The sequence below is a fragment of the Brevundimonas sp. P7753 genome (genome assembly GCF_013386595.1).
Taxonomy (GTDB): Bacteria; Pseudomonadota; Alphaproteobacteria; order Caulobacterales; family Caulobacteraceae; genus Brevundimonas; species Brevundimonas bullata.
Window position 1 is genome coordinate 1 of record NZ_JACARP010000090.1, and the last position, 23933, is coordinate 23933.

At 64.5% G+C, this 23933-nt stretch carries 22 protein-coding genes; 10 read left to right on the top strand and 12 right to left on the bottom strand.

The features are described 5' to 3' along the window. Positions 1–731: outer membrane protein (locus HX774_RS15755; protein ID WP_178828317.1), on the bottom strand; the 731-nt coding region annotated here is incomplete at its 3' end. 200 nt (positions 732–931) lie between these two features. Here HX774_RS15755 and HX774_RS15760 point away from each other — a divergent pair. Beyond that, positions 932–1834, top strand: a complete 903-nt coding sequence (locus HX774_RS15760) for an SDR family NAD(P)-dependent oxidoreductase (RefSeq protein WP_178828318.1) — start codon at positions 932–934, stop codon at positions 1832–1834. Between the two features lie 277 nt (positions 1835–2111). Beyond that, on the top strand, positions 2112–3314 hold the full coding sequence (locus tag HX774_RS15765; RefSeq protein WP_178828320.1) for an acetyl-CoA C-acyltransferase: 1203 nt from the start codon (positions 2112–2114) through the stop codon (positions 3312–3314). On the opposite strand, the gene HX774_RS15770 is transcribed toward HX774_RS15765, so the two are convergent. Then, positions 3308–4015, bottom strand: coding sequence for a YafY family protein (locus HX774_RS15770; RefSeq protein ID WP_178828322.1), 708 nt, complete (start codon positions 4013–4015; stop codon positions 3308–3310). The two genes, HX774_RS15765 and HX774_RS15770, sit on opposite strands and share 7 nt — an antisense overlap. Positions 4016–4125: 110 nt before the next feature. On the opposite strand from HX774_RS15770, the gene HX774_RS15775 reads away from it, so the two are divergent. Beyond that, positions 4126–4737 (top strand): glutathione S-transferase family protein, encoded by a 612-nt coding sequence (locus HX774_RS15775; protein WP_178828324.1) that lies wholly within the window; start codon positions 4126–4128, stop codon positions 4735–4737. Here HX774_RS15775 and HX774_RS15780 read toward each other — a convergent pair. From HX774_RS15780 to otsB, 3 genes are read right to left on the bottom strand one after another with little or no spacing between them, the layout of a single operon-like run. After that, positions 4734–6158 carry a trehalose-6-phosphate synthase gene (locus HX774_RS15780; protein ID WP_178828326.1) on the bottom strand — a complete coding sequence of 475 codons (1425 nt, stop codon included), beginning with the start codon at positions 6156–6158 and terminating at the stop codon, positions 4734–4736. The two genes, HX774_RS15775 and HX774_RS15780, sit on opposite strands and share 4 nt — an antisense overlap. Next, positions 6155–7942 carry a glycoside hydrolase family 15 protein gene (locus HX774_RS15785; protein ID WP_178828328.1) on the bottom strand — a complete coding sequence of 596 codons (1788 nt, stop codon included), beginning with the start codon at positions 7940–7942 and terminating at the stop codon, positions 6155–6157. Before HX774_RS15785 ends, HX774_RS15780 begins: the two co-directional genes overlap by 4 nt. Continuing rightward, positions 7939–8703, bottom strand: a complete 765-nt coding sequence (gene otsB, locus HX774_RS15790) for a trehalose-phosphatase (protein ID WP_178828330.1) — start codon at positions 8701–8703, stop codon at positions 7939–7941. Before otsB ends, HX774_RS15785 begins: the two co-directional genes overlap by 4 nt. Before the next feature lie 182 nt (positions 8704–8885). Between otsB and HX774_RS15795 the strand changes: the two genes are divergently transcribed. The 4 genes from HX774_RS15795 to HX774_RS15810 are packed head-to-tail and all read left to right on the top strand — an operon-like array spanning position 8886 to position 12839. Then, positions 8886–9878, top strand: coding sequence for an SIS domain-containing protein (locus HX774_RS15795; RefSeq protein ID WP_178828332.1), 993 nt, complete (start codon positions 8886–8888; stop codon positions 9876–9878). After that, on the top strand, positions 9878–11152 hold the full coding sequence (locus HX774_RS15800; RefSeq protein ID WP_178828334.1) for a glycosyltransferase family 1 protein: 1275 nt from the start codon (positions 9878–9880) through the stop codon (positions 11150–11152). The genes HX774_RS15795 and HX774_RS15800 overlap by 1 nt, the downstream gene beginning before the upstream one ends. A gap of 28 nt (positions 11153–11180) precedes the next feature. Beyond that, positions 11181–12326 (top strand): polysaccharide biosynthesis/export family protein, encoded by a 1146-nt coding sequence (locus tag HX774_RS15805; RefSeq protein WP_178828336.1) that lies wholly within the window; start codon positions 11181–11183, stop codon positions 12324–12326. 3 nt (positions 12327–12329) lie between these two features. Continuing rightward, the gene (locus tag HX774_RS15810) at positions 12330–12839 is read left to right on the top strand and encodes a hypothetical protein (RefSeq protein ID WP_178828338.1); all 510 of its coding nucleotides are present in this window, start codon (positions 12330–12332) and stop codon (positions 12837–12839) included. Positions 12840–12842: 3 nt separating this feature from the next. On the opposite strand, the gene HX774_RS15815 is transcribed toward HX774_RS15810, so the two are convergent. From HX774_RS15815 to rpmH, 5 genes are read right to left on the bottom strand one after another with little or no spacing between them, the layout of a single operon-like run. Further along, a complete protein-coding gene (locus tag HX774_RS15815; protein ID WP_178828340.1) occupies positions 12843–13832 on the bottom strand; it encodes an LLM class flavin-dependent oxidoreductase in 990 nt (329 codons plus the stop codon). 60 nt (positions 13833–13892) lie between these two features. Then, a complete protein-coding gene (gene yihA / locus HX774_RS15820; RefSeq protein WP_178828342.1) occupies positions 13893–14561 on the bottom strand; it encodes a ribosome biogenesis GTP-binding protein YihA/YsxC in 669 nt (222 codons plus the stop codon). Positions 14562–14565: 4 nt separating this feature from the next. Further along, positions 14566–16359, bottom strand: coding sequence for a membrane protein insertase YidC (yidC, locus tag HX774_RS15825; protein WP_178828344.1), 1794 nt, complete (start codon positions 16357–16359; stop codon positions 14566–14568). Positions 16360–16364: 5 nt separating this feature from the next. After that, positions 16365–16793, bottom strand: coding sequence for a ribonuclease P protein component (gene rnpA, locus HX774_RS15830; protein WP_178828346.1), 429 nt, complete (start codon positions 16791–16793; stop codon positions 16365–16367). 33 nt (positions 16794–16826) lie between these two features. Continuing rightward, on the bottom strand, positions 16827–16961 hold the full coding sequence (gene rpmH, locus HX774_RS15835; protein WP_114818479.1) for a 50S ribosomal protein L34: 135 nt from the start codon (positions 16959–16961) through the stop codon (positions 16827–16829). A gap of 168 nt (positions 16962–17129) precedes the next feature. On the opposite strand from rpmH, the gene HX774_RS15840 reads away from it, so the two are divergent. The 3 genes from HX774_RS15840 to HX774_RS15850 all read left to right on the top strand — a co-directional run bounded on the left by HX774_RS15840 (position 17130) and on the right by HX774_RS15850 (position 19993). Next, a complete protein-coding gene (locus HX774_RS15840) occupies positions 17130–17858 on the top strand; it encodes a TVP38/TMEM64 family protein (protein ID WP_114818462.1) in 729 nt (242 codons plus the stop codon). Then, on the top strand, positions 17855–19363 hold the full coding sequence (locus HX774_RS15845) for a sensor histidine kinase (protein WP_255500489.1): 1509 nt from the start codon (positions 17855–17857) through the stop codon (positions 19361–19363). The genes HX774_RS15840 and HX774_RS15845 overlap by 4 nt, the downstream gene beginning before the upstream one ends. Positions 19364–19489: 126 nt before the next feature. Next, positions 19490–19993 carry a cell wall hydrolase gene (locus HX774_RS15850; protein WP_255500490.1) on the top strand — a complete coding sequence of 168 codons (504 nt, stop codon included), beginning with the start codon at positions 19490–19492 and terminating at the stop codon, positions 19991–19993. A 195-nt stretch (positions 19994–20188) separates the two neighbouring features. Here the strand turns inward: HX774_RS15850 and HX774_RS15855 are convergent, their stop codons facing one another. Both HX774_RS15855 and HX774_RS15860 read right to left on the bottom strand, forming a co-directional pair. Then, positions 20189–20713: a hypothetical protein gene (locus HX774_RS15855; protein WP_178828348.1), complete on the bottom strand. Its 525-nt coding sequence runs from the start codon at positions 20711–20713 to the stop codon at positions 20189–20191. Positions 20714–20803: 90 nt separating this feature from the next. Further along, the gene (locus HX774_RS15860) at positions 20804–23761 is read right to left on the bottom strand and encodes a TonB-dependent receptor (RefSeq protein WP_178828350.1); all 2958 of its coding nucleotides are present in this window, start codon (positions 23759–23761) and stop codon (positions 20804–20806) included. Positions 23762–23933 lie beyond the last annotated feature (172 nt).

Here is a 23933-nt window from a genome sequence, read left to right on the forward strand (position 1 = left end):
GCAGCCGGCTCGGCGCCGAAGGCGTAACGCAGACCCAGGCTCACGGTGTGCGACTGGTCATAGTCGCCCGACCATTCGCCGAACGGGACATTCCCCGTGCCGGCCACCGACGAATCAAACGCAGCGTCGCCGGTCAGATAGCGGTAGGTCAGGTCGATGTTGGCGCGATCCGAAACGGCCCAGGCCAGACCCGCGATCGCCTGAGCGGCGAACTTGGTCGAGCTGTCGTCCGCCGTGAAGGTCACGGCAGGCGTGGCGCGCAGACGGCCGACGGTATCAGTGCTGACGTGGTTCACGCCGACGCCGAGACCGACGAAGGGACGAATGTTCCAGGCCGAGTAGCCGAAGTCATAGATGACGTTGGCCATCAGGGTGGTCGACTCGATGTCGCCTTCCGGTGAGTAGCAAGGACCGGTGGCCGGCAAGGAGCTGCACAGGCCCTGCGTGCCCGAGACGGCGCGCACGGTGCCGATGTCGCCCGAGCGGTAGCCGCCTTCGAGCTCAACGCGCCAGTTGGGGTTGAAACGGTAGCCGAGGCGTGCGAACGCCGCCCAGCCGTCGTTCACTTCCCAGTTCCAGTTGGCGCCGGTCGTGGACGATTCGGCATTGATATCGTCGATAACGTGGTAGCCGGCGTCGATAGCGCCGTACCAGCCATCGGGCTCAGCCGACGCCGCGCCAGCTGCGAACAGCCCCGCGGCGGCGACACTGGCGAGAAGTTTCAGCTTCATGGTGTCCTCACACTTCAAGTTGATCCGAATGCCGTCGCACAGGGGCGGTAGCGTTCACTGGGCCAAACGAGAAGGACCCGCTCAGGTTCCGCCTTATTCCCAAGGATTGTGACGACTGTGGCGCCATTCCAACACAAATGCCCGTTTTGCCTCTCAATCTCGCCTGCTAAGACCGTCTTGAAACAAAACGGAGACAGGCGATGACGATCCGGTTCGACGGCCAGGTAGCGATTGTGACGGGCGCAGGGGGCGGCTTGGGCCGCGAGCACGCTCTCGCCCTGGCGGCGCGGGGCGCCAAGGTGGTGGTCAATGACCTGGGCGCGGCGCGCGACGGATCGGGCGGTTCGGCCACGGCGGCCGAGGCCGTGGCCGAAATCGAGGCGGCGGGCGGCGAGGCCATGGCCAACGCTGCATCTGTGACGGACTCGGCGGCGGTAGAGGCCATGGTCGCCGAGGTCATGGCGCGATGGGGCCGCATCGACATTCTGGTGAACAACGCCGGCATTTTACGCGACAAATCCTTCGCCAAGATGGAACTGGCCGACTTCCAGCTGGTCATGGACGTCCACCTGATGGGCGCGGTCCACTGCACCAAGGCGGTGTGGGAGATCATGCGGACCCAGAACTATGGTCGCATCGTAATGACCACCTCCTCCTCTGGCCTGTTCGGCAACTTCGGCCAGGCCAACTATGGCGCGGCCAAGATGGCGCTCGTCGGCCTGATGCAGACCCTGGCCATCGAGGGGGCCAAGAACGACATCCGCGTCAACGCCCTGGCCCCGACCGCCCACACCCGCATGACCGAAGACCTGCAAGGTCTGCCGCTGGAAGCCCTGGGGCCGGAACTGGTGACGCCGGGCCTGATCTATCTGGTCAGCCGCGACGCCCCGACCCGCGCCATCCTGGCCGCCGGCGCCGGCGGCTTCGAGCGCGCCTATGTCACCCTGACGCAGGGCGACTTCGCCGTCGGCCCCGACGCCCCTGAACAGATCGCCGCCCGCTTCGAGGCCATCTCGGACCGTGAAAACGAGATCGTGCCCGAGATGGGCGCCGCCCAGGGCATGATCGAGCTGACGAAAGCCCAGAAACATCATGGCGCCTAAGCGGCCTAGCGCGCGGGGCGCGGCTCCGCGCTGCTTGAGGGCATTTGAGGGGGCCTACCGCGCTTCGCGCTACTTGAGGCCAAAAGAGACCTCTCGCGTTTAGCCAAAGAAGGCGCCTTGCGTTGACGTGACGTGAGGCGCCTATCCTGTCTTCAGGCAGGAAACGCGCTTACCGCAGCGCGCGTCCGCATCGCAGCGATAGCGCCCTCTTTTTGCGCTCAAGCAGCGAGGCGCCGCGCGCCGAGCGATAGCGCCCTAAGAAAGAGAGAACTTCTCGATGCGTGAAGCCGTCATCGTCTCCACCGCCCGCACCCCGATCGGACGGGCCTATCGCGGGGCATTCAACGACACCCAGGCGCAGACGCTCGGCGCTCATGCGGTGAAGCACGCGGTCGCGCGCGCCGGCGTCGATCCTGCCGAGATCGAGGACGTCGTCATGGGCGCGGCCCTGCAACAGGGCTCGACGGGGACCAATGTGGCGCGTCAGGTGGCCCTGGCGGCGGGCCTGCCCTCCTCCGTTCCCGGCATGAGCCTGGATCGACAGTGCGCCTCGGGTCTGATGGGCATCGCCACGGCGGCCAAGCAGGTGATCTTCGACCAGCAGAAGATGGCGGTCGGCGGCGGGCTGGAGAGCATCTCCCTGGTCCAGAACCAACACATGAATCTGCACCGGATGAAGGACGAGGCGCTGCTGAAGCTGTCGCCCCACATCTATATGTCGATGCTGGAGACCGCCGAGGTCGTCAGCCGCCGCTACAACATCAGCCGCGACGCCCAGGACGAATACGCCCTGCAATCGCAGCAGCGCACGGCGGAAGCCCAGGCCGCGGGCCGCTTCGACGCCGAGATCGTGCCTATGACCACCGCCATGCTGGTGACGGACAAGGCGACCGGCGAGACGACGTCCAAGGAAGTCACGCTGTCGAAGGACGAGGGCAACCGCCCCGAGACCACGCTGGAAGGCTTGAAGGCCCTGAAGCCCGTCTTCGGCGGCGGCGAAGAAATTCAGCAGGGCGAGTTTATCACCGCCGGCAACGCCTCGCAGCTGTCGGACGGGGCGTCGGCCTGCGTCGTCATGGAGGCGGCCGAGGCGGTGAAACGGGGTCTGCAACCGCTCGGCGCCTATCGCGGTATGGCGGTGGCGGGCTGCGAGCCCGACGAGATGGGCATCGGCCCCGTCTATGCCGTGCCCAAGCTGCTGAAGCGCCATGGCCTGACCATGGACGACATCGGCATCTGGGAGCTGAACGAGGCCTTCGCCGCCCAGGTGCTCTACTGCCGCGACGCCTTGGGCATTCCCAACGACCGCCTGAACGTCTCGGGCGGCGCCGTCTCCATCGGCCACCCCTATGGCATGTCGGGCGCGCGGATGACCGGCCACGTCCTGATCGAGGGCAAGCGTCGCGGGGCCAAGTACGGCGTCGTCACCATGTGCATCGGCGGCGGCATGGGGGCCGCGGGTCTGTTCGAGATTTACTGAGGCCCGCACTCGGCGGCCCGCCGCGCCTCCATCGCCGCGAACCAGCGCTGGCGCAGGACGGCGGGCCGACCGGGGTAGCGGTCGTCCAGAAACTCCGCGTCGACCACCCGGTCAGCGCGGAAGCTGCGGAAATCCTCGCGCGTCTCGCACCAGGCGATCAGCAGACGCGCCCGCTCGTGATAGCCGATCAGGCAGGGCCAGATGACGCGTGTCGTCTCTCGCCCCTGCTCGTCGGCGTAATAGAGCCGCAGCTTGCGCCCAGCGTGAATCCAGGCCCGCACCTGGGCCAGATCCACAGTCTCCATCTTCTGCTCCCACGGCGGCGGCGTGGCCACTGAAGGCTCCAGCACCACCGACCGCAGACGTTCCGGGACGATGGCGGCGATCTTGGCCCTCAGGTCGCGCGCGGCCCGTGCCAGGGCCGGATCGCCGCGCGCCGCCACCCACTGCGCGCCCAGCACCGCCGCCTCGATCTCGTCCGACGTCAGCATCAGCGGCGGCAGATCGAAACCGCCGTCCAGAACATAGCCCAACCCAGCCTCGCCCCGGATCGGCACACGCTGGCCCAGCAGGGCGGCGATGTCGCGGTAGATGGTGCGTTTCGAGGTTTCCAGTTCGGCCGCGATGGCGTCGGCCGTCACCGGACGCGAGGCCCGGCGCAGCACCTGGATGATCTGGAACAGTCGGTCGGCGCGTCTCATGTCCCACCCTCGCCGAAGACTGCTGACAGCATGGTGGCAGCAGGGTGGCAGTAGTCAAGACGAACCGCCGCCGACGCCCCGTCGCGGCGCGATATCTGGGAGGACTATCGATGCTGACCCTGTTCCACGCCCCCTGGTCCCGCTCCTCGCGCCTGGTCTGGCTGGTCGAGGAGCTGGGGGCCGACTGCCGCATCGAGTATTGCGACATCCGCCGCATGGACGGCACGGGCGCCGCCGATCCCAGGAACCCTCATCCCGACGGCAAGGTCCCGGCCCTGCTGCACGACGACGCTCTGATCACCGAATCGGCGGCGGTCGCCCTTTATCTGACCGGCCTGCATCCTGAAGCAGGCCTCAGCTTCCCCCCGGACTCGCCGCAGCGCGGGTCGCTGCTGACGTGGATGTTCTGGGCCTCGGGCGAGCTGGAGCCGTCGCTGTGGAACAAGATGAGCGGCGCGGTGGACGCCGACGCCTATGCCCGAGCCCGCTATGACGCCGCCATGACCCGGCTGCTGGAAGCCCTGTGGGAAGGTCCCTGGCTGATGGGCGACCGCTTCACCGTGGCCGACGTCCTGATCGGCAGCACCGTGGGTTGGGCGCGCGACCACCTGCCTGAAAGCCCCCTGCTGGACGCCTATGTCGAGCGGTTGGCGGCCCGCCCCGCCCATGCACGCGCCCTCGCCCGCGACGGCGCGCCGCCGCAATACGCCGAGGCCAGCTAGGCCGCAGGTTCAGCCGCGTCGGCGACCACCTCGTCGTCGGCGCGGATCGCGACCCTCTTGAGCGCACCGACATAGCTGTCGCGCCATATCCCCACGTCGGTGTCGCGCACCACCTGCATCAGCGCCTTCCATTTACGAATGCGCTCCTCCAGCGGCATGGTCAGGGCCGTCTTGATCGCTTCCGACAGCTCTTCACGGCTGAAGGGATTGACCAGCAGAGCCTCGCCCATCTGTTCGGCGGCCCCGGCGAAACGCGACAGGATCAGCACGCCGGGATCGTCGGGATTCTGGGCCGCCACATATTCCTTGGCCACCAGGTTCATGCCGTCGCGCAGGGGCGTGACCAGGCCGACCTTGGCCGCGCGATAGAGGCCCGCCAGCTGATCTCGCCGGAAGGTGCGGTTCAGATAGCGGATCGGCTGCCAGTCCATGTCGGCATAGGCGCCGTTGATCCGCCCGGCCAGGGCGTCCAGCCGCCCGCGTATGTCCTGATAGGTATCCACGTCATCGCGCGAGATCGGCGTCACCTGCAACAGGAAGACCTCGCCGCGCATGGCAGGATTGTCCTCCAGAAACTGCTCGAAGCCCAGCATCCGCTGCTCCAACCCCTTGGAGTAGTCGAGCCGATCAACGCCGACGATCATGGACCGGAAGGCCGCCGAGGCCGCCATCCGGTCATAGGTCTTGCCCCCCAGCACCGAGTCGCGCGCGGCCAGGAAGCCGTCCACGTCGATGCCGATGGGGAAGACCCCGCACTGAACCCGACGGCCGAAGGCCTCGATCACATGGTCGGGCGACACCCGTCCCCGCGCCTCGACCTCGACGTAGCGCTCGAACAGGCCGAGCCATTCATGGGTATGGAAGCCGATCAGATCGAAATAGAACATCGACTCCACCAGCCGGCGATGATGCGGCAGCGTCACCAGCAGCTGACGCGCCGGCCAGGGCGTGTGCAGGAAGAAGCCGATGCGGTTCCTCACCCCCAGACGGCGCAGGTCCCGCGCCATCGGGATCATGTGATAGTCGTGAATCCAGATGATGTCGTCGGGCTGGATCAGCGGCTGCAGCACTTCGGCGAAGCGGCGATTGGTGCGCTCATAGCCCTCGCCGTAGGACCGCTCATAGGCCGTCAGATCGACCCGGTGGTGGAACAGGGGCCACAGGGTCTTGTTGGCGTAGCCGTTGTAATATTCGTCGACGTCCTGCGGCTCCAGATCGACGGTGGTGACCGTGACGCCCGCCCGGTCCTCGATGTTCAGTTCGCCGGTGAACTGCTCGACCGTCTCGCCGGACCAGCCGAACCACAGGCCGTCGTATTTGCGCAGCGCCGCCGACAGGGCCATGGCCAGACCGCCCGCCGAGCCCGCCGCCGGGTCCTTCGGCGCCGAGACGCGGTTCGAGACGACAATCAGCCGGCTCATCGCGCGTCCGTCCAGGAACGACTGAGCAGGACAGCGCAGTTGATGATCCCGACCAGGGAATAGGTCTGCGGGTAGTTGCCCCACAGTTCGCCGTCCTGAATGGCGATATCCTCGCTGAGCAGACCTGCGTGGGTCCTTTGACTGAGCATTTGGTCGAAGATAGCCCTCGCCTCCTCCGTTCGCCCGTTCAGGTGCAGGGCCTCGATGAACCAGAAGGTGCAAAAGTTGAACGCCGTCTCCGGCTCGCCGAAGTCGTCGGGGTGGATGTAGCGGAACAGGTAGGGGCCGCGCTTCAGGTCCCGCTCCACGGCCTCGAAGGTCTTGACCTGCCGCGGGTCACGCGCGTCGAGGAAGCCCAGGTCGGTCATCTGCAACAGGGAGGCGTCCAGCTCGGTCCCGCCGAAGCTGGCGGCGAAGCGGCCCTCTTCCGGCAGATAGGCCTCGGCCTCGATCCGCGCGCGGATCAGACGGGCGCGCTCGTCCCACAGTTCGCCGCGCTCGGTCAGCCCCAGATGGCGCGCCGCCTTGGCCAGCCGGTCGCAGGCGGCCCAGCACATGACCGAGGAATAGGTATGGACCCGGGCGATGGTGCGGAACTCCCACAGGCCCGCGTCCGTCTGGCCGTGCATGGCGAAGGCCCGGTCGCCGACCTTTTCCAGGGCGTGGAAGTCGTCGATCGTGCCCGGCCTCAGCATCCGCTCGTCGAAGAAGGCCTGAACCAGCGGCAGGACGATCTGGCCATAGACGTCGTGTTGCAGGTGCTCGTGCGCCTGATTGCCGACACGCACCGGCTTCATGCCGCGATAGCCCTCGACGCTGTCGACGATCCGCTCGCCGATCTCGGCCTCCAGGCCCACGCCATAGACGGGTTGAACATGACCGCCCTGAGCGTCGTCCACCAGATTGCGCAGGTAGCCGAGGTAGTTCTCGAGGATGTCCACCGCGCCCAGCCGGTTCAGCGCCCGCACCGTGTAATAGGCGTCGCGCACCCAGCAGAAACGATAGTCCCAGTTGCGACCGCTCTCGGGGAACTCGGGCACCGAGGTGGTCATGGCGGCGACGATGGCGCCGGTCTCCTCATAGACGCACAGCTTGAGCGTGATGGCGGCGCGGATCACCGCTTCCTGCCAGTCCAGCGGCACATAGAGGGTCCGGGTCCACAGCTTCCAGTGCTGAATGGTCTGATCCAGCGCCGCCGAAACCCCAGCCATGACTGACTGGTCATAGCCCTCGTCCGGGCCGAGGAAGAAGGCCAACTCGCCTTCCAGCCGGAAGGTTCGCTCATTCTGAACATGGGTGACGGGGCAGTTGGTGGTGAGCCGCAGCGTCAGGTCGGTGCACAGATAGCGTATGTGGTTGGAACCCGAGGTCTGTTGCGCCCGCCTCGCGCCCCAGTCCGCCGAGGGCCGCAGCCGCACGGTGATGCGCGGCGCCCCCGACAGGGGCCGCACTACCCGCGCGAAGGCGATGGGGCGGTAGATGCGCGAGTGCTTCAGATGGCGCGGCGCGAAGTCGAGGATCTCGACCGAGGCCCCGCGTTCGTCGGTCATGACGGTGCGCAGGACAGCGGTGTTGCGCACATAGGCCTGCTCGATCGTGACCATGTCGGCCAGTTCGATAGCCCAGAAGCCATGCTCGGGATCGTCGCCGTCCATCAGGGCCGAGAAGACCGGATCGCCGTCCACGCGGGGCGCACAGGCCCAGACGAAGCGGCCCGCCCGGTCGATCAGGGCGCTGACCGAACAGTTGCCGATGGGTGCGAGGTCGAGGTTGGGACGGCTCATGCGGCGCCTCCTTCAATCTGATCCAGCCAATCGAGCACGGCCGCGACATCCTCCAGCCCATAGCGCGCGGCGGTCGACCGCTCCGGCCCCACCAGGACGCCGAAACCGCCCAGGGCCTCGGCCGCCTCGAAGCCGTGCTCGTCGGTCAGGTCGTCGCCGACCATGATGGGGATGGCCCCCTTGAACGGCGCCTCGGCCATGAAGGCGGTCAGGGCTGCGCCCTTGTCCGTGCCGGGCGTCTTCAGTTCCAGCACCATGGACCCCGGTTGCAGGGCCAGGCCCGTCTCCTGCGCCAGAGCCGCCGCCAGGGCTATGGCTTCGGCCGAAGCGTCGGGAGCCTGACGATAGTGAAGACCCGCCGCCAGTTCCTTGTCCTCCACGATCACGCCCGGCCGGTCGGCGGCGAAGGCGGCGAAGGCGGACACGGCCCGGCGCACTGCCGGGTCCGGCGTCCGGTTGGCGAAGGAGCCGTCGCCGCGCCGTCTTTGCAGGCCATGAACGCCTGAGGCCGCTCGCGCCGCGCCGTCGCTGATCCGGTCGATCTCGCCCAGGGTTCGGCCGCTGACGATGGCGACCCGCCCCTGCAGCCGGTCCGTCAGCCGGGTCAGGACATCGGTCCGCCGGGCGTCCGGCCCCACCGCGTCCGGCGTCGGCGCCAAGGGCGCCAGAACACCATCCAGATCCAGGAACAGGGCGGGCTTGGCGAAGGCGACGGGCGGCTTGGGCAGGCGTGAGGCGATCGCCCCGGATGCAGACGGCATAAGGTCCGGTCTCGATTCTTGGCTGTTGTTGAAACGCTCACAACGCGCAAGGCCCCGGAAGGTTGTCCGCCAAGGTGACAATTCCGTCGCAGCCCCGCCATTGTGCGAACAATCCAGATGAGGCAATTCGCGGGTGCGCCACAAAGAACCGCCCAGCGGTCCGGCGTCTCAGGAGCCAGCCCATGCCCAACACGCTTCACTCATCGCCGGACCAGATCGCCGCGATGACGGACCGAGCGCGCGAAGTCGTGCGCCTGAACAGTGAGGCCCTGGAGGCGCTGGAGCGCTCCATCGACGTGTCGATCGCGCGCGCCTGCGACATCATCCTGTCGCGTCCCGGCTATCTGGTCGTGACCGGCATGGGCAAGTCGGGCCACATCGGCGGAAAGATCGCCGCCACCCTGGCCTCGACCGGCACCAACTCCTTCTTCGTCCACCCGGCGGAAATGAGCCACGGCGACCTAGGGATGCTGCGTCCCGACACCACCCTGCTGGCCATCTCCAACTCGGGCGAGAGCCGCGAACTGCGCGACCCCCTGCTCTATTGCCAACGCAACGACATTCCGGTCATCGGCATCACCCAGCGGGCCAGCAGCTTCCTGGGTCGTCACTCGGCCGTCAGCCTGACCATGCCCAAGGTGGCCGAGGCCTGCCCCAATGGTCTGGCGCCGACCACCTCGACCCTGATGACCCTGGCCATCGGCGACGCCCTGGCCATGGTGCTGATGGACCGTCGCGGCTTCACCCGGGAGGACTTCGGCCTGCACCACCCGGGCGGCGCGCTGGGCATGAGCCTGCAAAGCGTCCGCGAATGGATGGGCGACAACGCCGCCGCCCCGGCCAGCGTGCCGCTGGACGCCAGCTTCAGCGAGGTCGTCTCGGCCATCAGCGCCGGTCGCAAGGGGGCGGTCGCGGTCCTGCATTCCGATGGCAGCCTGGCGGGGGTCATCACCGACGGCGACATCCGCCGCGCCTTCGCTCATGACATCACGGCTATCCGCGCCGAGGACATCATGAGCCGCAGTCCGATCACCGTGGAGCCAGACGCCCGCATGAGCGACGTGGTCGACCTGTTGAGCGCCAACAAGATCGCCAACCTGTTCGTGATTGAGGACAACCGCCCCGTCGCCGTCATCCACATCGCCGAACTGATGCAGGCCGGCTACGTCTCCTGATGACCCGCGACATTCTTTTTGACGCCAGCCGCCTGCTGAGCCGCACCGACCGCAGCGCGCCGACCGGCGTCGACCGCGTCTGCCTGGCCTATGCCGAATGGCTTATCAGTCACCCGGATTACCGGATGGTGCCCGTTCGCTCGCGTCACGATCAGTTGGCGGTCGTGGACCAGCAATGGTTCCGTGATTGCATGGTCGCGCTGCGCCGCCGCTGGACCGGCGAACCGCCCGAGCGCGACCTTAACATCCACGAGCGTCGCCTCTTCGCCGCCCTGGAAGCAGAACAACCGACTGCGTCGATCATCGGCGAGGCGCCCGACCCGCACAAACCGGAAAAGAAGCGGAAAAAGGCCCGCGTCTGGAAGCAGTACTTCCGTTCTCGCGGGATCGTCGCGCCGCCGCCGGCCCAGCTCTATTTCAACGTCGGCCATACCAGCCTGAACACGCCCGACATCCTGACCAGCCTGAGCGCCCAGGGCATCGAGCGCGTCGTCATGCTGCATGACCTGATCCCCATCACCCATCCCGAATTCTGCCGCCCTGGCGACGGCGACAAACATCGGCGCCGGGTGCTGACCACCCTGCGCCACGCCTCTCGCATTCTGGTCAATTCCCAGTACACCGCTGACGAAGTCCTGGCCTTCGCCGATCGTGAAGGATTGAAAGCGCCGCCCGTCGAGGTCGCCCACCTGGGCCTTGAGCCGGTCTTCATGAAGACCGCGCCAAACGTGACGCGTCGTCCCTATTTCGTCCATGTCGGCACGATCGAGGCCCGCAAGAACCTGGCCTTCCTGCTGACGGTCTGGCGGCGCCTTCAGGAAGGCATGGGCGACAAGGCGCCACGGCTGGTGCTGATCGGCCGCTACGGCTGGGAGAACGAGGCCGTACTGGACCACCTGCAACGCTCGCCCAATCTTCAGGGCCTGGTGCATCAGGTCGAGAACCTGCCCGACACCGCGCTGGCCGACTTGATGCGCGGCGCCCAGGCGGTGCTGGCCCCGTCCTCCGTCGAGGGCTTTGACCTTCCGGCGGTGGAGGCCTGCGCCCTGGGCGTGCCGCTGATCGCCTCGGATATTCCCGCGCACCGCGAACTGGTGCCGCAGGCGACCCTGATCGACCCGCTGGACGGACTGGGCTGGCTCAAAGCACTGGAAACGGCGACCTTGCATCGTCCGACCGCACCCGCCTACCAGGCTCCGACCTGGCAGGCGCATTTCCAACAGATAGGGGATCGTCTCCTGCTCCCTCTGGCGGCGACCGCCGTCGCCGGGTAAGCATCAGGCGAACTTGAAGCGAGCTGCAATGACCCGTACCGCCGCCAGTCTGATGATCGTCGCTCTTCTCGCCGGCTGCTCGACGCTGCCGCGTGACGGGCCCTCCGGCATGGGCGTGGTGCAAGCCGCCAGCAATCCAGAGCGGCAGGGCGACTACGCCCTGGTCAATCTGGACTTCGCGCTCAGCGAGCGATTGAAGGCGGCGCCGCAGCGCTCCTTCAGCACCCTGGCCCTCGCTTCCAGCGACGCACCGACTGACATCATCGGCGTGGGCGACACCCTGGCCGTCAGCATCTTCGAGCCCAGCGGCGGCCTGTTCGGCGGCGGTTCGAGCCGCAGCACCGAGAGCGGAAACCAGACCCTGCCGCCCCTGGTGGTGGATCGCAACGGCGCCGTGCCGGTTCCCTTCGCCGGATCGGTTTCGGTTCAGGGCCTGACCCCGGCCCAGGCATCCGCCGCCGTGCGCCGCGCCCTGATCGGCAAGGTCGCCAATCCCCAGGTCATCGTCACCCTGGCCGGCAATACCTCCAACGCCGTGACGGTGCTGGGGGAAGTGCGCAATCCCGGCCGTCAGCCCCTGGCGGCCAACAGCGACCGCATTCTCGACGTCATCGCGGCGGCGGGCGGCTCCTCGCGCTCCGTCTATGACGTTACGGTGCGCATCCAGCGTGGCGGCCAGACCTATACGGCGCCCATGTCGATCGTGACGACCGAGTTCAACGAGAATGTCCGGCTGCAACGCGGCGATCAGGTCAATCTGGTCTATCAGCCGCGCCGCTTCAGCTCCTTCGGCGCCTTCAACGCCGTGGCGCGCACCGATCTGCCGCCCGGCCCCCTGACCCTGGCCGAGGCGCTCAGCGGCGTGGGCGGCCTGGATTCCAACCTCGCGGACGCCAAGTCGGTCCTGGTGTTCCGCTTCGAACGCCCGGAAGTGGCCCAGGCCCTGGGCATCCAGCAAGCCGCCACGCCGCGCGGCGTGCCTGTGGTCTATCGCCTGAACCTGAACGAGGGCTCGGGCTTCTTCATCGCCAGCAATTTCCAGATCGAGCCGGACGACATCATCTATGCGCCGCGCTCCGGCGCTGCCGAAGCGCGCAAGTTCTTCGAGTTCGTCCAGAGCGTGACCCGCGTCGTCTATGACGTCTCGGTCACCAGCGCGATCAACCTCGACTAAGTCATGTTCCGGCGCCCTCCTCGACCACGACGCGCTGTCGAGGAGGCGGACAGCAACCCCGTCGGTCCATTACTGACGTCGGACACGAGCGACGACCTGCGCGTCCTTCTTGACGAGGTCGATGCCGCCGCACGCGCCGTCTATGCCCTTCACGGCCTGCCCAGCATACCGGGCCATTATCGACAGGCCCCTGACAGCGACGCGTGGGATCCCCTCGGCGCGGCGCTGTCGCCCGCCGAGAAATGGGCCCTGTTGGACCAGCACCCCCTGAACCAGGGCTGGCGCTACGCCTCGCTGGAACAGCTGGGCCAGCGCTCGACGATCCCCGACGTGCGCTACGCCTCTGCTCTGATGTCCGCCTGTCAGGGTCTGCGCTTGCGACTGGAGACAGGCATGGCTCTGAGCGCTCAGGACTTGGCTGACGCCATCCGCCTGGGCGCCGCCTGGCGACGGCTGACCGAGGGCGGCCAGAGCCGTTCCGATCTGATATTTACAGCCCCGCACGAAGGGTGAGGCTCAGCCCTGACCGACCGCCTGGGCCAGCAGTTCGATCGAACGCACCCTGGCCGCTGGGTCCCAGATCTGGCTGGTGACCATCAGCTCATCAGCGCCGGTTCGGGCGATGAAGGCGTCCATGCCGGCGCGCACTGTCTCTGGCGAACCGACCGCTGAACAGGCCAGGGCGGCGTCGATCATGCCGCGTGCCGCGCCCTCCAGGCGCTCGTAATAGCCCTCGACGGGGGCCGGCAGCTTGCCCGGACTTCCCGTCCTCAGATTGACGAAGGCCTGCTGCACCGAGGTGAACAGCAGGCGCGCGGCCGCGTCCGTCTCGGCGGCGAAGACGTTGTAGCCCAGCATGGCGTAGGGCTTGTCGAGATGAGCCGAGGGCCGGAAGGTCTGACGATAGACGTCCAGCGCCCGCATCATGTCGCCGGGCGCGAAATGGCTGGCGAAGGCGTAGGGCAGGCCCAGGTGGGCGGCCAGCTGCGCCCCATAGGTCGAGGAGCCCAGAATCCAGATCGGCACGGCCTGGCCTTCGCCCGGGTTGGCGATAATGCGCTGATCCGGCGTTGCGGGCGCGAACCACTGCATCAGCTCCATGACATCCTGCGGGAAGGCGTCGACGTCGCCCTGAAGCGTGCGGCGCAGGGCGCGGGCCGTGGCCTGATCCGAGCCCGGCGCGCGGCCCAGGCCCAGGTCGATGCGGCCGGGATGAAGGGCGTTCAGCGTGCCGAACTGCTCGGCGATGACCAGGGGCGCGTGGTTGGGCAGCATGACGCCGCCGGCGCCGACGCGGATTGTCTTGGTCGCCGCCGCCACCGCGCCGATGACGACCGAGGTCGCGGCGCTGGCGATACCCGGCATGTTGTGGTGCTCGGCCAGCCAGAAGCGCTTGTAGCCGAGGCGCTCGGCGTGGCGGGCCAGGTCGAGGGTGTTGGCCAGCGATTGCGAGACGTCGGAGCCCTCGGGCACCGGGGCGAGGTCGAGAATGGAAAGCGGGATCATCCGTCCGATATGGGGCCGCGCATCGGCGGCGCCATACCGTTCAGTGAATAGTTCGACCGATCAGATTTCGACGCCCGTGGAGCGCATGATCTCGGCGCGCAGTTCGGGCATGCCCGTGCCCTTTTCAGCCGAAGTCACCAGCACGGCGGGGAAGGCGGCGGGGCGCTTGGAAATGGCCTTCAACGTCTCCGCCTGGACCTTTTCCGCCTCGCCCTTCTTCAGCTTGTCGGCCTTGGTCAGGATGATCTGATAGCTGACGGCGGCCAGATCCAAGGCCTTCAACGCGTCGTCGTCGACCTTCTTCAGGCCGTGACGGGCGTCGATCAGCAGATAGACCCGCTTCAGCGTCACCCGGCCGCGCAGATAGTCGCGGCCCAGGTCCTGGAACTTCTTCACCGTGGTTTTGGAGGCCTTGGCCCAGCCGTAGCCGGGCAGGTCGACCAGACGCAGACGACCGTCCAGGTCGAAGAAGTTGACCTCGCGCGTGCGGCCCGGCTCGTTCGAGGCGCGCGCCAGCTTGTGCATCCCGACCAGGGCGTTGATCAGGCTGGACTTGCCGACGTTGGACCGGCCCGCAAAGGCGATCTCGGGCAGGTCAGGATCGGGCAGTTGCTCGATCTTGGCGCAGCCCAGGACGAAGGTGGCCGGGCGGGCGAACAGCACCCGCGCCTGCTCGATCTCGGTGTCCGAGTATTCTCCGACCTTGGGCTCGTCCGACGGTTGATCCAATGGGTCAGGCTTTCTTGAAACGCGCGAAGAAGGTGTCGATCGGGTTCTCGGCCTTGAAGCGGTGCATGATGACGTACTGCTGCGCGATCGAGAGGATGTTGTTCCAGGCCCAGTAGATCAGCAGGCCGGCCGCGAACGGGGCCATGATGAAGGTGAAGACGAAGGGCAGGAAGGCGAAGATCTGACGCTGCATCGGGTCCTGGGCCGGCGGGTTCATCGACTGCTGCAGCCACATGGTCAGACCATAGACGATGGGCAGGACGCCCAGGTGCAGCGGGCCGTTCAGCAGGCTGCCCACCAGGGGCAGGGTCGCCGGGTCCCACGGAATAGCGCCGAACAGGTTCCACACCGTCGACGGGTCCCGCGCCGACAGGTCGCGGATCCAGCCGAAGAAGGGGGCGTGGCGCATTTCGATAGTGACGAACAGCACCTTGTAGAGGGCGTAGAAGACCGGGATCTGCACCAGGATGGGCAGGCAGCCCGCCAGCGGATTGATCTTCTCCCGCTGATACAGGGCCATCGTCTCCTGCTGCTGCTTCTGCGGGTCGTCCTTAAACTTCTTCTTGAGCTCCTCCATCTTGGGCTGGAGGGTCCGCATCTTGGACAGGCTCTCGTAGGACTTGTTGGCCAGCGGGAACATGATCAGCTTGACCACGACCGTCAGGGCCAGGATGGCCAGGCCGAAGTTGCCCAGAACGCCGTAGAAGAACTCCACGATCATGAAGATCGGGCGCGTCAGGAACCAGAACATGCCCCAGTCGATGGCGTAGACGAAGCGCGGCAGGTCCAGGCTCTTTTCATAGCCGGCCAGGATTTCGTTGCGCTTGGCGCCGGCGAACAGACGTTGGGTCTCTTCGATCTGACGGCCCGGCTGGATGGTGCGGGTCGCGCCCAGCATGGCGGCTTCGTGGACGTTCAGACCTTCGGGATCGCGGACGGCGAAGCGGCCCTCGATGGTTTCCTTCTGGTCCGGGATGAGCGCCGCCATCCAGTATTTGTCGGTGATGCCGAGCCAGCCGCCGGTGGACTGGTTCTCGATGCGGGGCTTCTTGGCCCAGTCCTTGTACTTGACCTGTTCGGTGGCGAACTTGCCGTTCGCGCCGAAGGTGCCGATGGCGCCTTCGTGCAGGATCATCTGCTTGCCCAGATCAGCGGGCACGCCCTGGCGCTCGACGCGACCATAGGGGGCGATGGTGATCGGCTGGCCGCTCAGGTTGGCGACGGTGTCGGTGACGGTGAAGACGTACTGGTCGTCGATGGCGATGACGCGCGTGAAGCGCAGGCCCTGGCCATTGTCCCAGGTCAGTTCGACCGGGGTGGTCGGCGTCAGGGTCGCACCCTTGGTCAGGGTCCAGGGCGTGTTCGGACCGGGAACGCCGCCGGCGACGTTGGGCCCGCTCCAGCCGAACTGGGCGAAGTAGGCGTGCTCCATGCCCTGTGGGCGGAACAGCTCGACCGGCGTCGAATTCTTGTCCAGCGTCTCTTTGTAATCGGTCAGGTACAGGTCGTCGATGCGCGCGCCCTGCAGCGACAGCGACCCCTTCAGCTTGGGCGTCTGGATCGGCACGCGGGCCGCCGTGCCCAGGGCCTGGGCGCGGTCGGCCACGAAGGCGGCGGGGGCGGCGGAGCCAGACGTCAGGCCGGCGTCAGCCGTCGCGGCCTTCTGCTCGGCGGCGACGACCTGCTGCTGGCGGCGCATCTCGGCCTGGGGACGCATCACCATGAAGTAGTACACGCCCATGATCAGGGCCGCGCACACGAAGAAGATGATGGTGTTGCGCGAATTCTCGTTCTGCATCGGGGTCAGCGGTCCTGGCCGGAGGGGCGCGAATCGTCAAAGGCGCGGGCGGGCGATTTCGCCGCATCTCCCATATCGGGAGCCGCACGCGGGGTTGCGAGCCTTGTAAGGGCCGATTTCACATCGTCAAGCAAACGGTCCCAGTCGCGGTCCGCCGTGCCCATGCGGGCGATGAACACATAGTCGCAGCCGGGACGCCCGTGCAGGGGCGTCAGAAGGCGTGCAGCCTCGCGCAGGCGGCGTTTGCAGCGGTTGCGCACCACGGCTCCGCCTACCTTGCGCGTGGCGGTGAATCCCAGGCGGATCGCGGTCTGTCCGTCCTGACGATCCAGTTGCTGGACCACCACGGCGCCGCGGGCCTGAGAAACACCTTTGGCGGCCGCCAGAAACTGGGGCCGCCGTGTCAGGCGATCGATTTTCATCGGATCGGTCATGCGCCCGCCCTGAAGGGTAATGGGCGCGTGACGTCAGGCCGTCAGGCGCTTACGGCCTTTGGCGCGGCGACGCATGACGATCTTCTGTCCGTTCTTGGTGGCCATCCGCGAACGGAAGCCGTGACGGCGCTTGCGCACGAGTCGCGACGGCTGATAGGTCCGCTTCACGTTCGGCTCCAGGGCTACAGGGTTGCACAACGGACAACAGTCATCCGCTGCAGGAGGCGGGCGTATAAGCGGCGACGACGGACGAGTCAACGCCGACAAGCGATCTGAAACCCCGCAATGGGTCTGAAACCGCTAGGGAAGCTGGACCGCGTCGGTTACGGAGCACGGATGAACCGGGTCAAACGATTTCTGCCCCTGGCCGTCCTGCTGGCGGCGATCGCGCTGATCTTCGGCATGGGGTGGAACCGCTACTTGTCGCTGGACACCCTGCGCGAGCACGGCGCGGCGTTTCAGGCCCTGGCGGACGAGCACTATATCCTGACGCTTCTGGCCCTGATGCTGGTCTTCGCCCTGCTGACCGCCAGCGTGGTGCCGGGCGTGGTCTTCATCACCGTGACGGCGGGCTATCTGTTCGGTCCCTGGGTCGGAGGGGTCTCCACGGCCTTTTCAGCCACCCTGGGGGCCCTGGCCGTCTATTATGTAGGGCGCACCGCCCTGGGCGAATCCCTGCGCCGTCGCGCGGCCCAGGACACCGGCCTGCTGAAGAAGGTGTGCGAGGGCGTGGACAGGAACACCTTCTGGTATGTGCTGGTGGCCCGCCTGGTGGTGTCGGTGCCCTTCCATCTGATCAATGTGGCGGCGGGCGTCATGGCCGCCCCCTTGCGCCCCTATATGATCGCCACCTTCATCGGCCTGCTGCCGGCCCACATCATCTATTGCTGGATCGGCGCGGGGCTGAACGACATTCTGGTCGATAATCCCAACCCGAACCTGCAGAGCCTGTTCGCCGAGTTCATGTGGCCCCTGCTCGGCGTCGCCTTCCTGTCGATGCTGCTGCCCCTCGCGCTCAAATTAGTGCAGAAATGGCGCGCTCGGCACGGCATGGACGCCGCATGACGGAACGGAACGCGATCGAGACTCGACTGCCCATGCGCCCCCGCGAAAAGACGGGCCTGGCTGCGCGCCTGCAGGCCGTGCGTATGCCCGAGCTGCTGCCTCCGATCTGGCGCGAGCGGTTGACGCCTCGCGCGCCCGACGGCCTGTCCAGCCGCCTGCTGCTGCTGACCGTGGCCTTCACCCTGGCCGTCGCCGCCCTGATCATCGTGCCCAGCGCCGCCTCCTTCCAGGAGCGGTGGCTGATGGACCGGTTGCAGGCCGCCGAACTGGCCTCGGTCGGGGTAGAGGCCCTGCCCTACTCCGCCGTCGAGGACTCCACCGCCGAACAGTTGCTGAGCATCGGCGGGGTGCAGTCCGTGGTCGTAGGCGAACAGGGGGTGCGCCGCCTGCTGCTGCAGGCCCCCAACCTGCCGCGCGCGCCCGAACTGATCGACCTGCGCCAGCGCAATGTCGGCGCCCGCCTGCTGGACCCGTGGAAGACCCTGTTCGGCCACCCTGACCGCTCACTGCGGGTTCAGGCCAAGCCGCGCTATCGCTCGGGCGACTTCATCGAGATCCTGGCGCCCGCCCAGCCGCTCAAGCTCGAACTCAAGAGCTTTCTGCTGAACAGCCTGACCATGTCCCTGCTGATCGCCGTGGTCGCGGGCGGCCTGCTCTACGCCTCTCTCTCCTACCTGGTCCTGGCCCCTCTGCGTCGCGTGACGCGCTCCATCGAACGCTTCGCCGCCGATCCTGAAAGCCCCGCCGAAACCCCATCCGACCGTCACGACGAGATCGGCCGGGTCGAGCGTGAACTGGCCCGGATGCAGGAAGAAGTCCGCCAGTCGCTGCGCTCGCGGGCCCGCCTGGTGGCGCTGGGCGAGGCCGTGGCCAAGATCAACCACGACCTGCGCAACATGCTGACCTCGGCCCAGATGGCGTCGGAACGCCTGTCCAGCTCGTCCGACCCCCTGGTGGCCAAGGCCCTGCCCCGGCTGGAGCGCGCCCTGGGCCGCGCCGCCGCCCTGGCCCGCAATGTGCTGGAATACGGCAAGTCCGAAGAGGCCGCGCCGCAACGGCAGAAGATGCTGCTGGCCCGCGCCGTCGCCGTCGCCGCCGAGGACGCGGGGCTGGAGGACGACGGCGTGCGCCTGATCCGCGACCTGCCCGCCCGCCTGACCGTCAACGCCGACAGCGACCAACTGCATCGCATTCTGGTCAACCTGATGCGCAACGCCCGTCAGGCCATCGAGAGCGATCCCGCGCGCGAGAAGAAGGGCCGGATCACGGTCCGCGCCGAAGCCCGCGACGGCATGGTCGCCGTGCGCATCACCGACGACGGGCCGGGCATTCCCGAGCGTCTGGCTGGGCGATTGTTCGAAGCCTTCGTCAGCGGCCGCGCCTCAGAGGGCACCGGCCTGGGCCTGACCATTTCGCGCGAGCTGGCGGCCAATCACGGCGGAGAGCTGCGCCTGCTGCACACCAGCCCCGAAGGCACGACCTTCGAACTGCGCCTGCCGGCCTGAGTTCCCAGCCTGCATAATGGCCCGAGCGGCGCCGCAGCCCTTGGCCTGACCCGCGCGTTGGTTCGGTATATGCTTCTCAAGGCCAAGCTTCGATCCGGCCTTATTTGTCCGGCAAGGATACGCCCCATGATCACCGCCCCTCGCCCGCACCACACCGCCGCGCTCGCAGCCGTCATGAGCCTGCTGACGGTCCCCGTGATGGCTCAGACGCAGCCCCCGGCCCTCACGGCCGCCCAGAGCGCCCCTCAGAGCCCTGACAGCGACCCTGTGGCCGAGTTGCTGCGCCGTCAGGGGGAGCGCTATCGGCGCGCCCCGGACGCGGCCCAGGACCCCGACGAATTGCGCCAGACCCAGGCCCTGAACGACGAGATCGTCGCCCAGAACGACTTGGCGGAAAACGAAGATCGCGCCAACGCCGCCGCACACGCTCGCGAACAGGCCCGCTATCAGGCGCAACTGGAGGCGGCCGAGGCGCTGCGCCTGCGTCATGAGGCCGACCTGCGCACCGCCGCCGAGGCCCAGGCCCTGCATCAACGTCAGATGACCGACTGGCGGGCCACCGTCGCCGCCTGCGAACGCGGCGACCGGGCGCGATGTAACGCGGGACGTCAGGCAACTGCGCCGAACTAAAAATGTCTAGCAATTGAAATTTTTTACAGTACTCGCGACCATAGAGAAAACAATACCGAGACCAGCCCATATACTCTAGACGTCGCCAGAATAAATAAATAAATTAATTACAACAAATACATTAATATACTGAATATTAAATAGAAAGCGTGGCCGAGAGATACTCTCAGCCACGCCATTTAGATAAAGACTAAATCAAGGGACGATCTGCAAGCCTGGTGCATCAACGTCCACAGCAACGGTGCAGGTCGGCGGAGAGGTCGAACCGGAGACCACAGGAATAACTCCGCTAGCAGTCAGGATGCTGCCATTGTTGTCGAAGAAGCCACTGATGTCTCCCTTGCATTTGGAGCCAAGAATGGTTCTTGCTGCGACCCCTTTTAGAACAACGGGATAAACGCCACCCGAGCCCGGCCCCGTGATCTGCAGCTTCCAATCATAGTCCAGAGCCTCAACGGTTCCGCAAAGCGAAAAGATCTTCTGGAAGGGATAAGACACGCCCCCAACATCGAGTTCGTTTTGAGCGGTGCCGCGAACCTTAGCCTGCAGATCACCGTAGGCGATATTACAGCCAGAGAGAGTTACAGAGTGCTGAAGATCAGCGATACCACCAACATCATAGGTAGTACCCGTGTTAGCCCAAGTTTGAGCCGAAACCGATCCAGCAGCCATCAGAACAGCAGCCGAGGAAACAACACTAATTGCAATTTTCTTGAACATTAGAGCCTCCCTTTCTCGCCAAACGACTTGGCAGATAAATGATTTAGCACAACAACATTTATGTCAATAAATAAATTGAATGCCATTCAATTAAAACACCTTGGTTAGGTTCAAGCCAATGATTCTAGGGTCATTAATGAAAACATTCGTAGTTAACATAGAGTCATCACTATTAGTGAATGCGTCAACTATTGCGTCGTCATTAAACACATTTTTTACGTAAATTTGCGCCGACAAGCCATGATCCATAGAGTCTATGGATATAGAAATATTTGCATTATCCCAAGACTTTATACGATCGTACTCTGTATTGTAGACTCTAAAGTAACTATCAGTTTGACGATAATAATCGGCCCTGGCGGTTACATCTACAGAGCTAAATCTCCACGTATACTGAGCCCCCACATTTACCGTTATGCGCGGGGAGTTGGGAAGTTCATTCCCAGACAGGTCTGCGTCAAACCCTCGACCACCATTGGGCGCTTCAAGAAACGGCCTGTAGGTAATATCCAACATATTCGGCCTCCAGAACTCGAGGCTCGAAGGAAAATCAGGATCAAAGGACCCGACGCGCGCCGCGCCACCGCAAAGCGCCGCTAACGCAAAAGGCGCAGTGGCCAGCCCAATGGGTGTGCTGAAAATCTTTTCGACATGCTTCTTGGGCGCTATGCAGTTCGACGGGACCTGCACCCAGGGGCGGAGCACCACCCAGTCATCATTGCCCTGCGTCCGATTCATCACGTCAACCGAACCTTCGCCGTCACCAATTCTTGTCTTCAAAAGACCCAGATTGGCGTCAACTCGGAAATCGCGCGTCGGCCGCCAAACAGCCTCAAACTCCAAGCCCATTGATGTCGCGTCGAAATTTTCGTTCAACGAAATGCGGTCCACGATCTGGGAAACCTGATAGTCCTTGTAATCATAGTAGAAGGCCGTGGCGTTGAACCGAACTCTCCCATCCTGGGATTGTACCTTCGCTCCCACCTCGAAAGCATTGACATACTCTGGGTCAAATGTTTCAGCCAATGGCTGATACTGAACGACAGTAGCGTTCAGATCCGCGCGAGGTGGATTTGCACCTCCTCCTTTATAACCACGACTGTAGGACGCGTAGAAAAGAGTGTCCTCGTTCGGCTTCCAATCGAATACAGCTCTGCCGGTAACAGCCTGCCAAGATTGTTTGATATCAGGAAGGGCCGGATATCCACGAGCGACATTGCCGCCAGATGATGGTCCATAACCCATGGAATCCACCACGCCCAAGAGAAGCTGACTCGGATACGGCGTCGAGGTTTTATCGTCATTCGTATAACGGAGGCCGAGCGTTAAACTAAACGCATCGCCAATGTCGAAATACCCCTCACCGAATACGGCCCAAGACTTGGTGTGCACTTGGTTCTTGCTTCTAAAATAATTATGCCCGTCTCCAGAAAGGTTTCCAATTGGAGAATAGTCGACGTAAATGCACTCACCTACAGAACCATCGACACACTTTCTCGTGTCCAAAACATTAGTTGATAAATTATCACCGTAAAAATATTCAGCTAAATAGCTAAACAAGTTATTGAATACAAAGTAGTCATCTGTCGATTTGAAATCGAGATAATTGGCACCCGCATTAAAATTGAAACGACCATCATCGCTGGATTGCAGTCGGAATTCTTGATACCACTGCCTGTTATCAGATCGACTTAGATCAGCCGATTCCATTCTATTAGATGGACCAAGCTGCGGATCTGTATACACGCCACCAGGCGACGCCTGAGAATTCAACGAAGCTCCGGTTATAGTATACCGACCAAGGCTATCGTTAAATATATTGTTAGAAATATATCGGGCATAATCCTGCGTGGACCAGTAATCATCTTTTGTGTAAACAGTTTGAGAGTGCAGGGTTAAATTGTCTGCGATCTCATATTTCACATTCAGCTGATATACATCATTACTGGCAACAAATTTTGGATCATAACTTGTTGATATTTCCCTCAGATCTTTAGATTGAGAAACATCACCATAAGGGTCCACACCGGCTATAAGCGCAGAAACTGGAATTCGAGGGCGCGTAGGGGTAAGGAACCCTAGGCCAACATTACCCATTATAAATAACTGGGACAAACCAATGGCGTTCGGTGTTCCATAGGCAGCATCATCATAGAGTGAACCGGGCAGACAGCCCTGACTCATCCGACCGCGATCCGCTAAAGAAACAATCGGCGCAGACCCGATCTGGCTGGGTCCAGGATCTCTGGTACACAGCTGCTTGCCTGTACGAGAGCGATTATCGTCTTCTCCGAAGTGTTCCCATATCAGGTTGGCGCTGAAGCGATCGCTCGGCTCCCATGCCGCCGCCAAGCGCACTGAATAGAGGTCACGACCGTTGACCTTGGTACCCTTAAATGTGTTCTCGTCAAAACCCTCGCGCTTGGTCATTGACGCTGCGCCGCGCACCCAAAAGGTTTCTGTCAGCGGAATATTGACCATCATCTGGCCGCGCACCGAGCCGTAGTTGCCAGCCTCTGCTTTCAGCATCGCGTCGAAGTCCGGCCCAGGCAGGTTGGGGATCATATTGACCACGCCCGCCGTGGCGTTTCGACCATAGAGCGTCCCCTGCGGGCCGCGCAGGACCTCGACACGGTTCACATCCAGATACTCTTGCTCGAACAGACGGTTTCGGATCAGGGGCGCATTGTTGAAGCTGACCGCCACCGCAGGGTCAGACGACGCCGAGATGGCCTTGGTCCCGATCCCGCGGATCGAGAAGTTGTACATACTGAAATTGTTCTTGGAGAAGCTGACGTTGGGGATGGCCCGCATCAGCTCCGCCCCCCCCTCAATCTTCATCGCGTCCAGGGTCTCGGCCGAAAAGGCGGACACCGCGATCGGCACGTCCTGGATGGATTCCTCGCGCTTCTGGGCGGTGACGATGATGTCGTCGACGGCGGTCGCGCCGCCGTCGGGTGCGGTCTGAGCCAGGGCCGGTGCGGCGATGGTCAGCGCAAGAACGGATGCGGTCGCGGCCAAGCGCGTACGAACGACGGATGTCGCCATTTGAGAACCCTCCCCAGGGTGCGGCCCGTTCCCCAACGGGTTCCGCAACGTTTCCACGCCGCCGAATAATTCCGCGAGCCGGGGCGGCGCCGGCAGCGGTTAGCCTCAGACGATCACGCTACTCACCTATCTGTCAATACATATTAACACACGTGTTCACCAAAGAAACTCT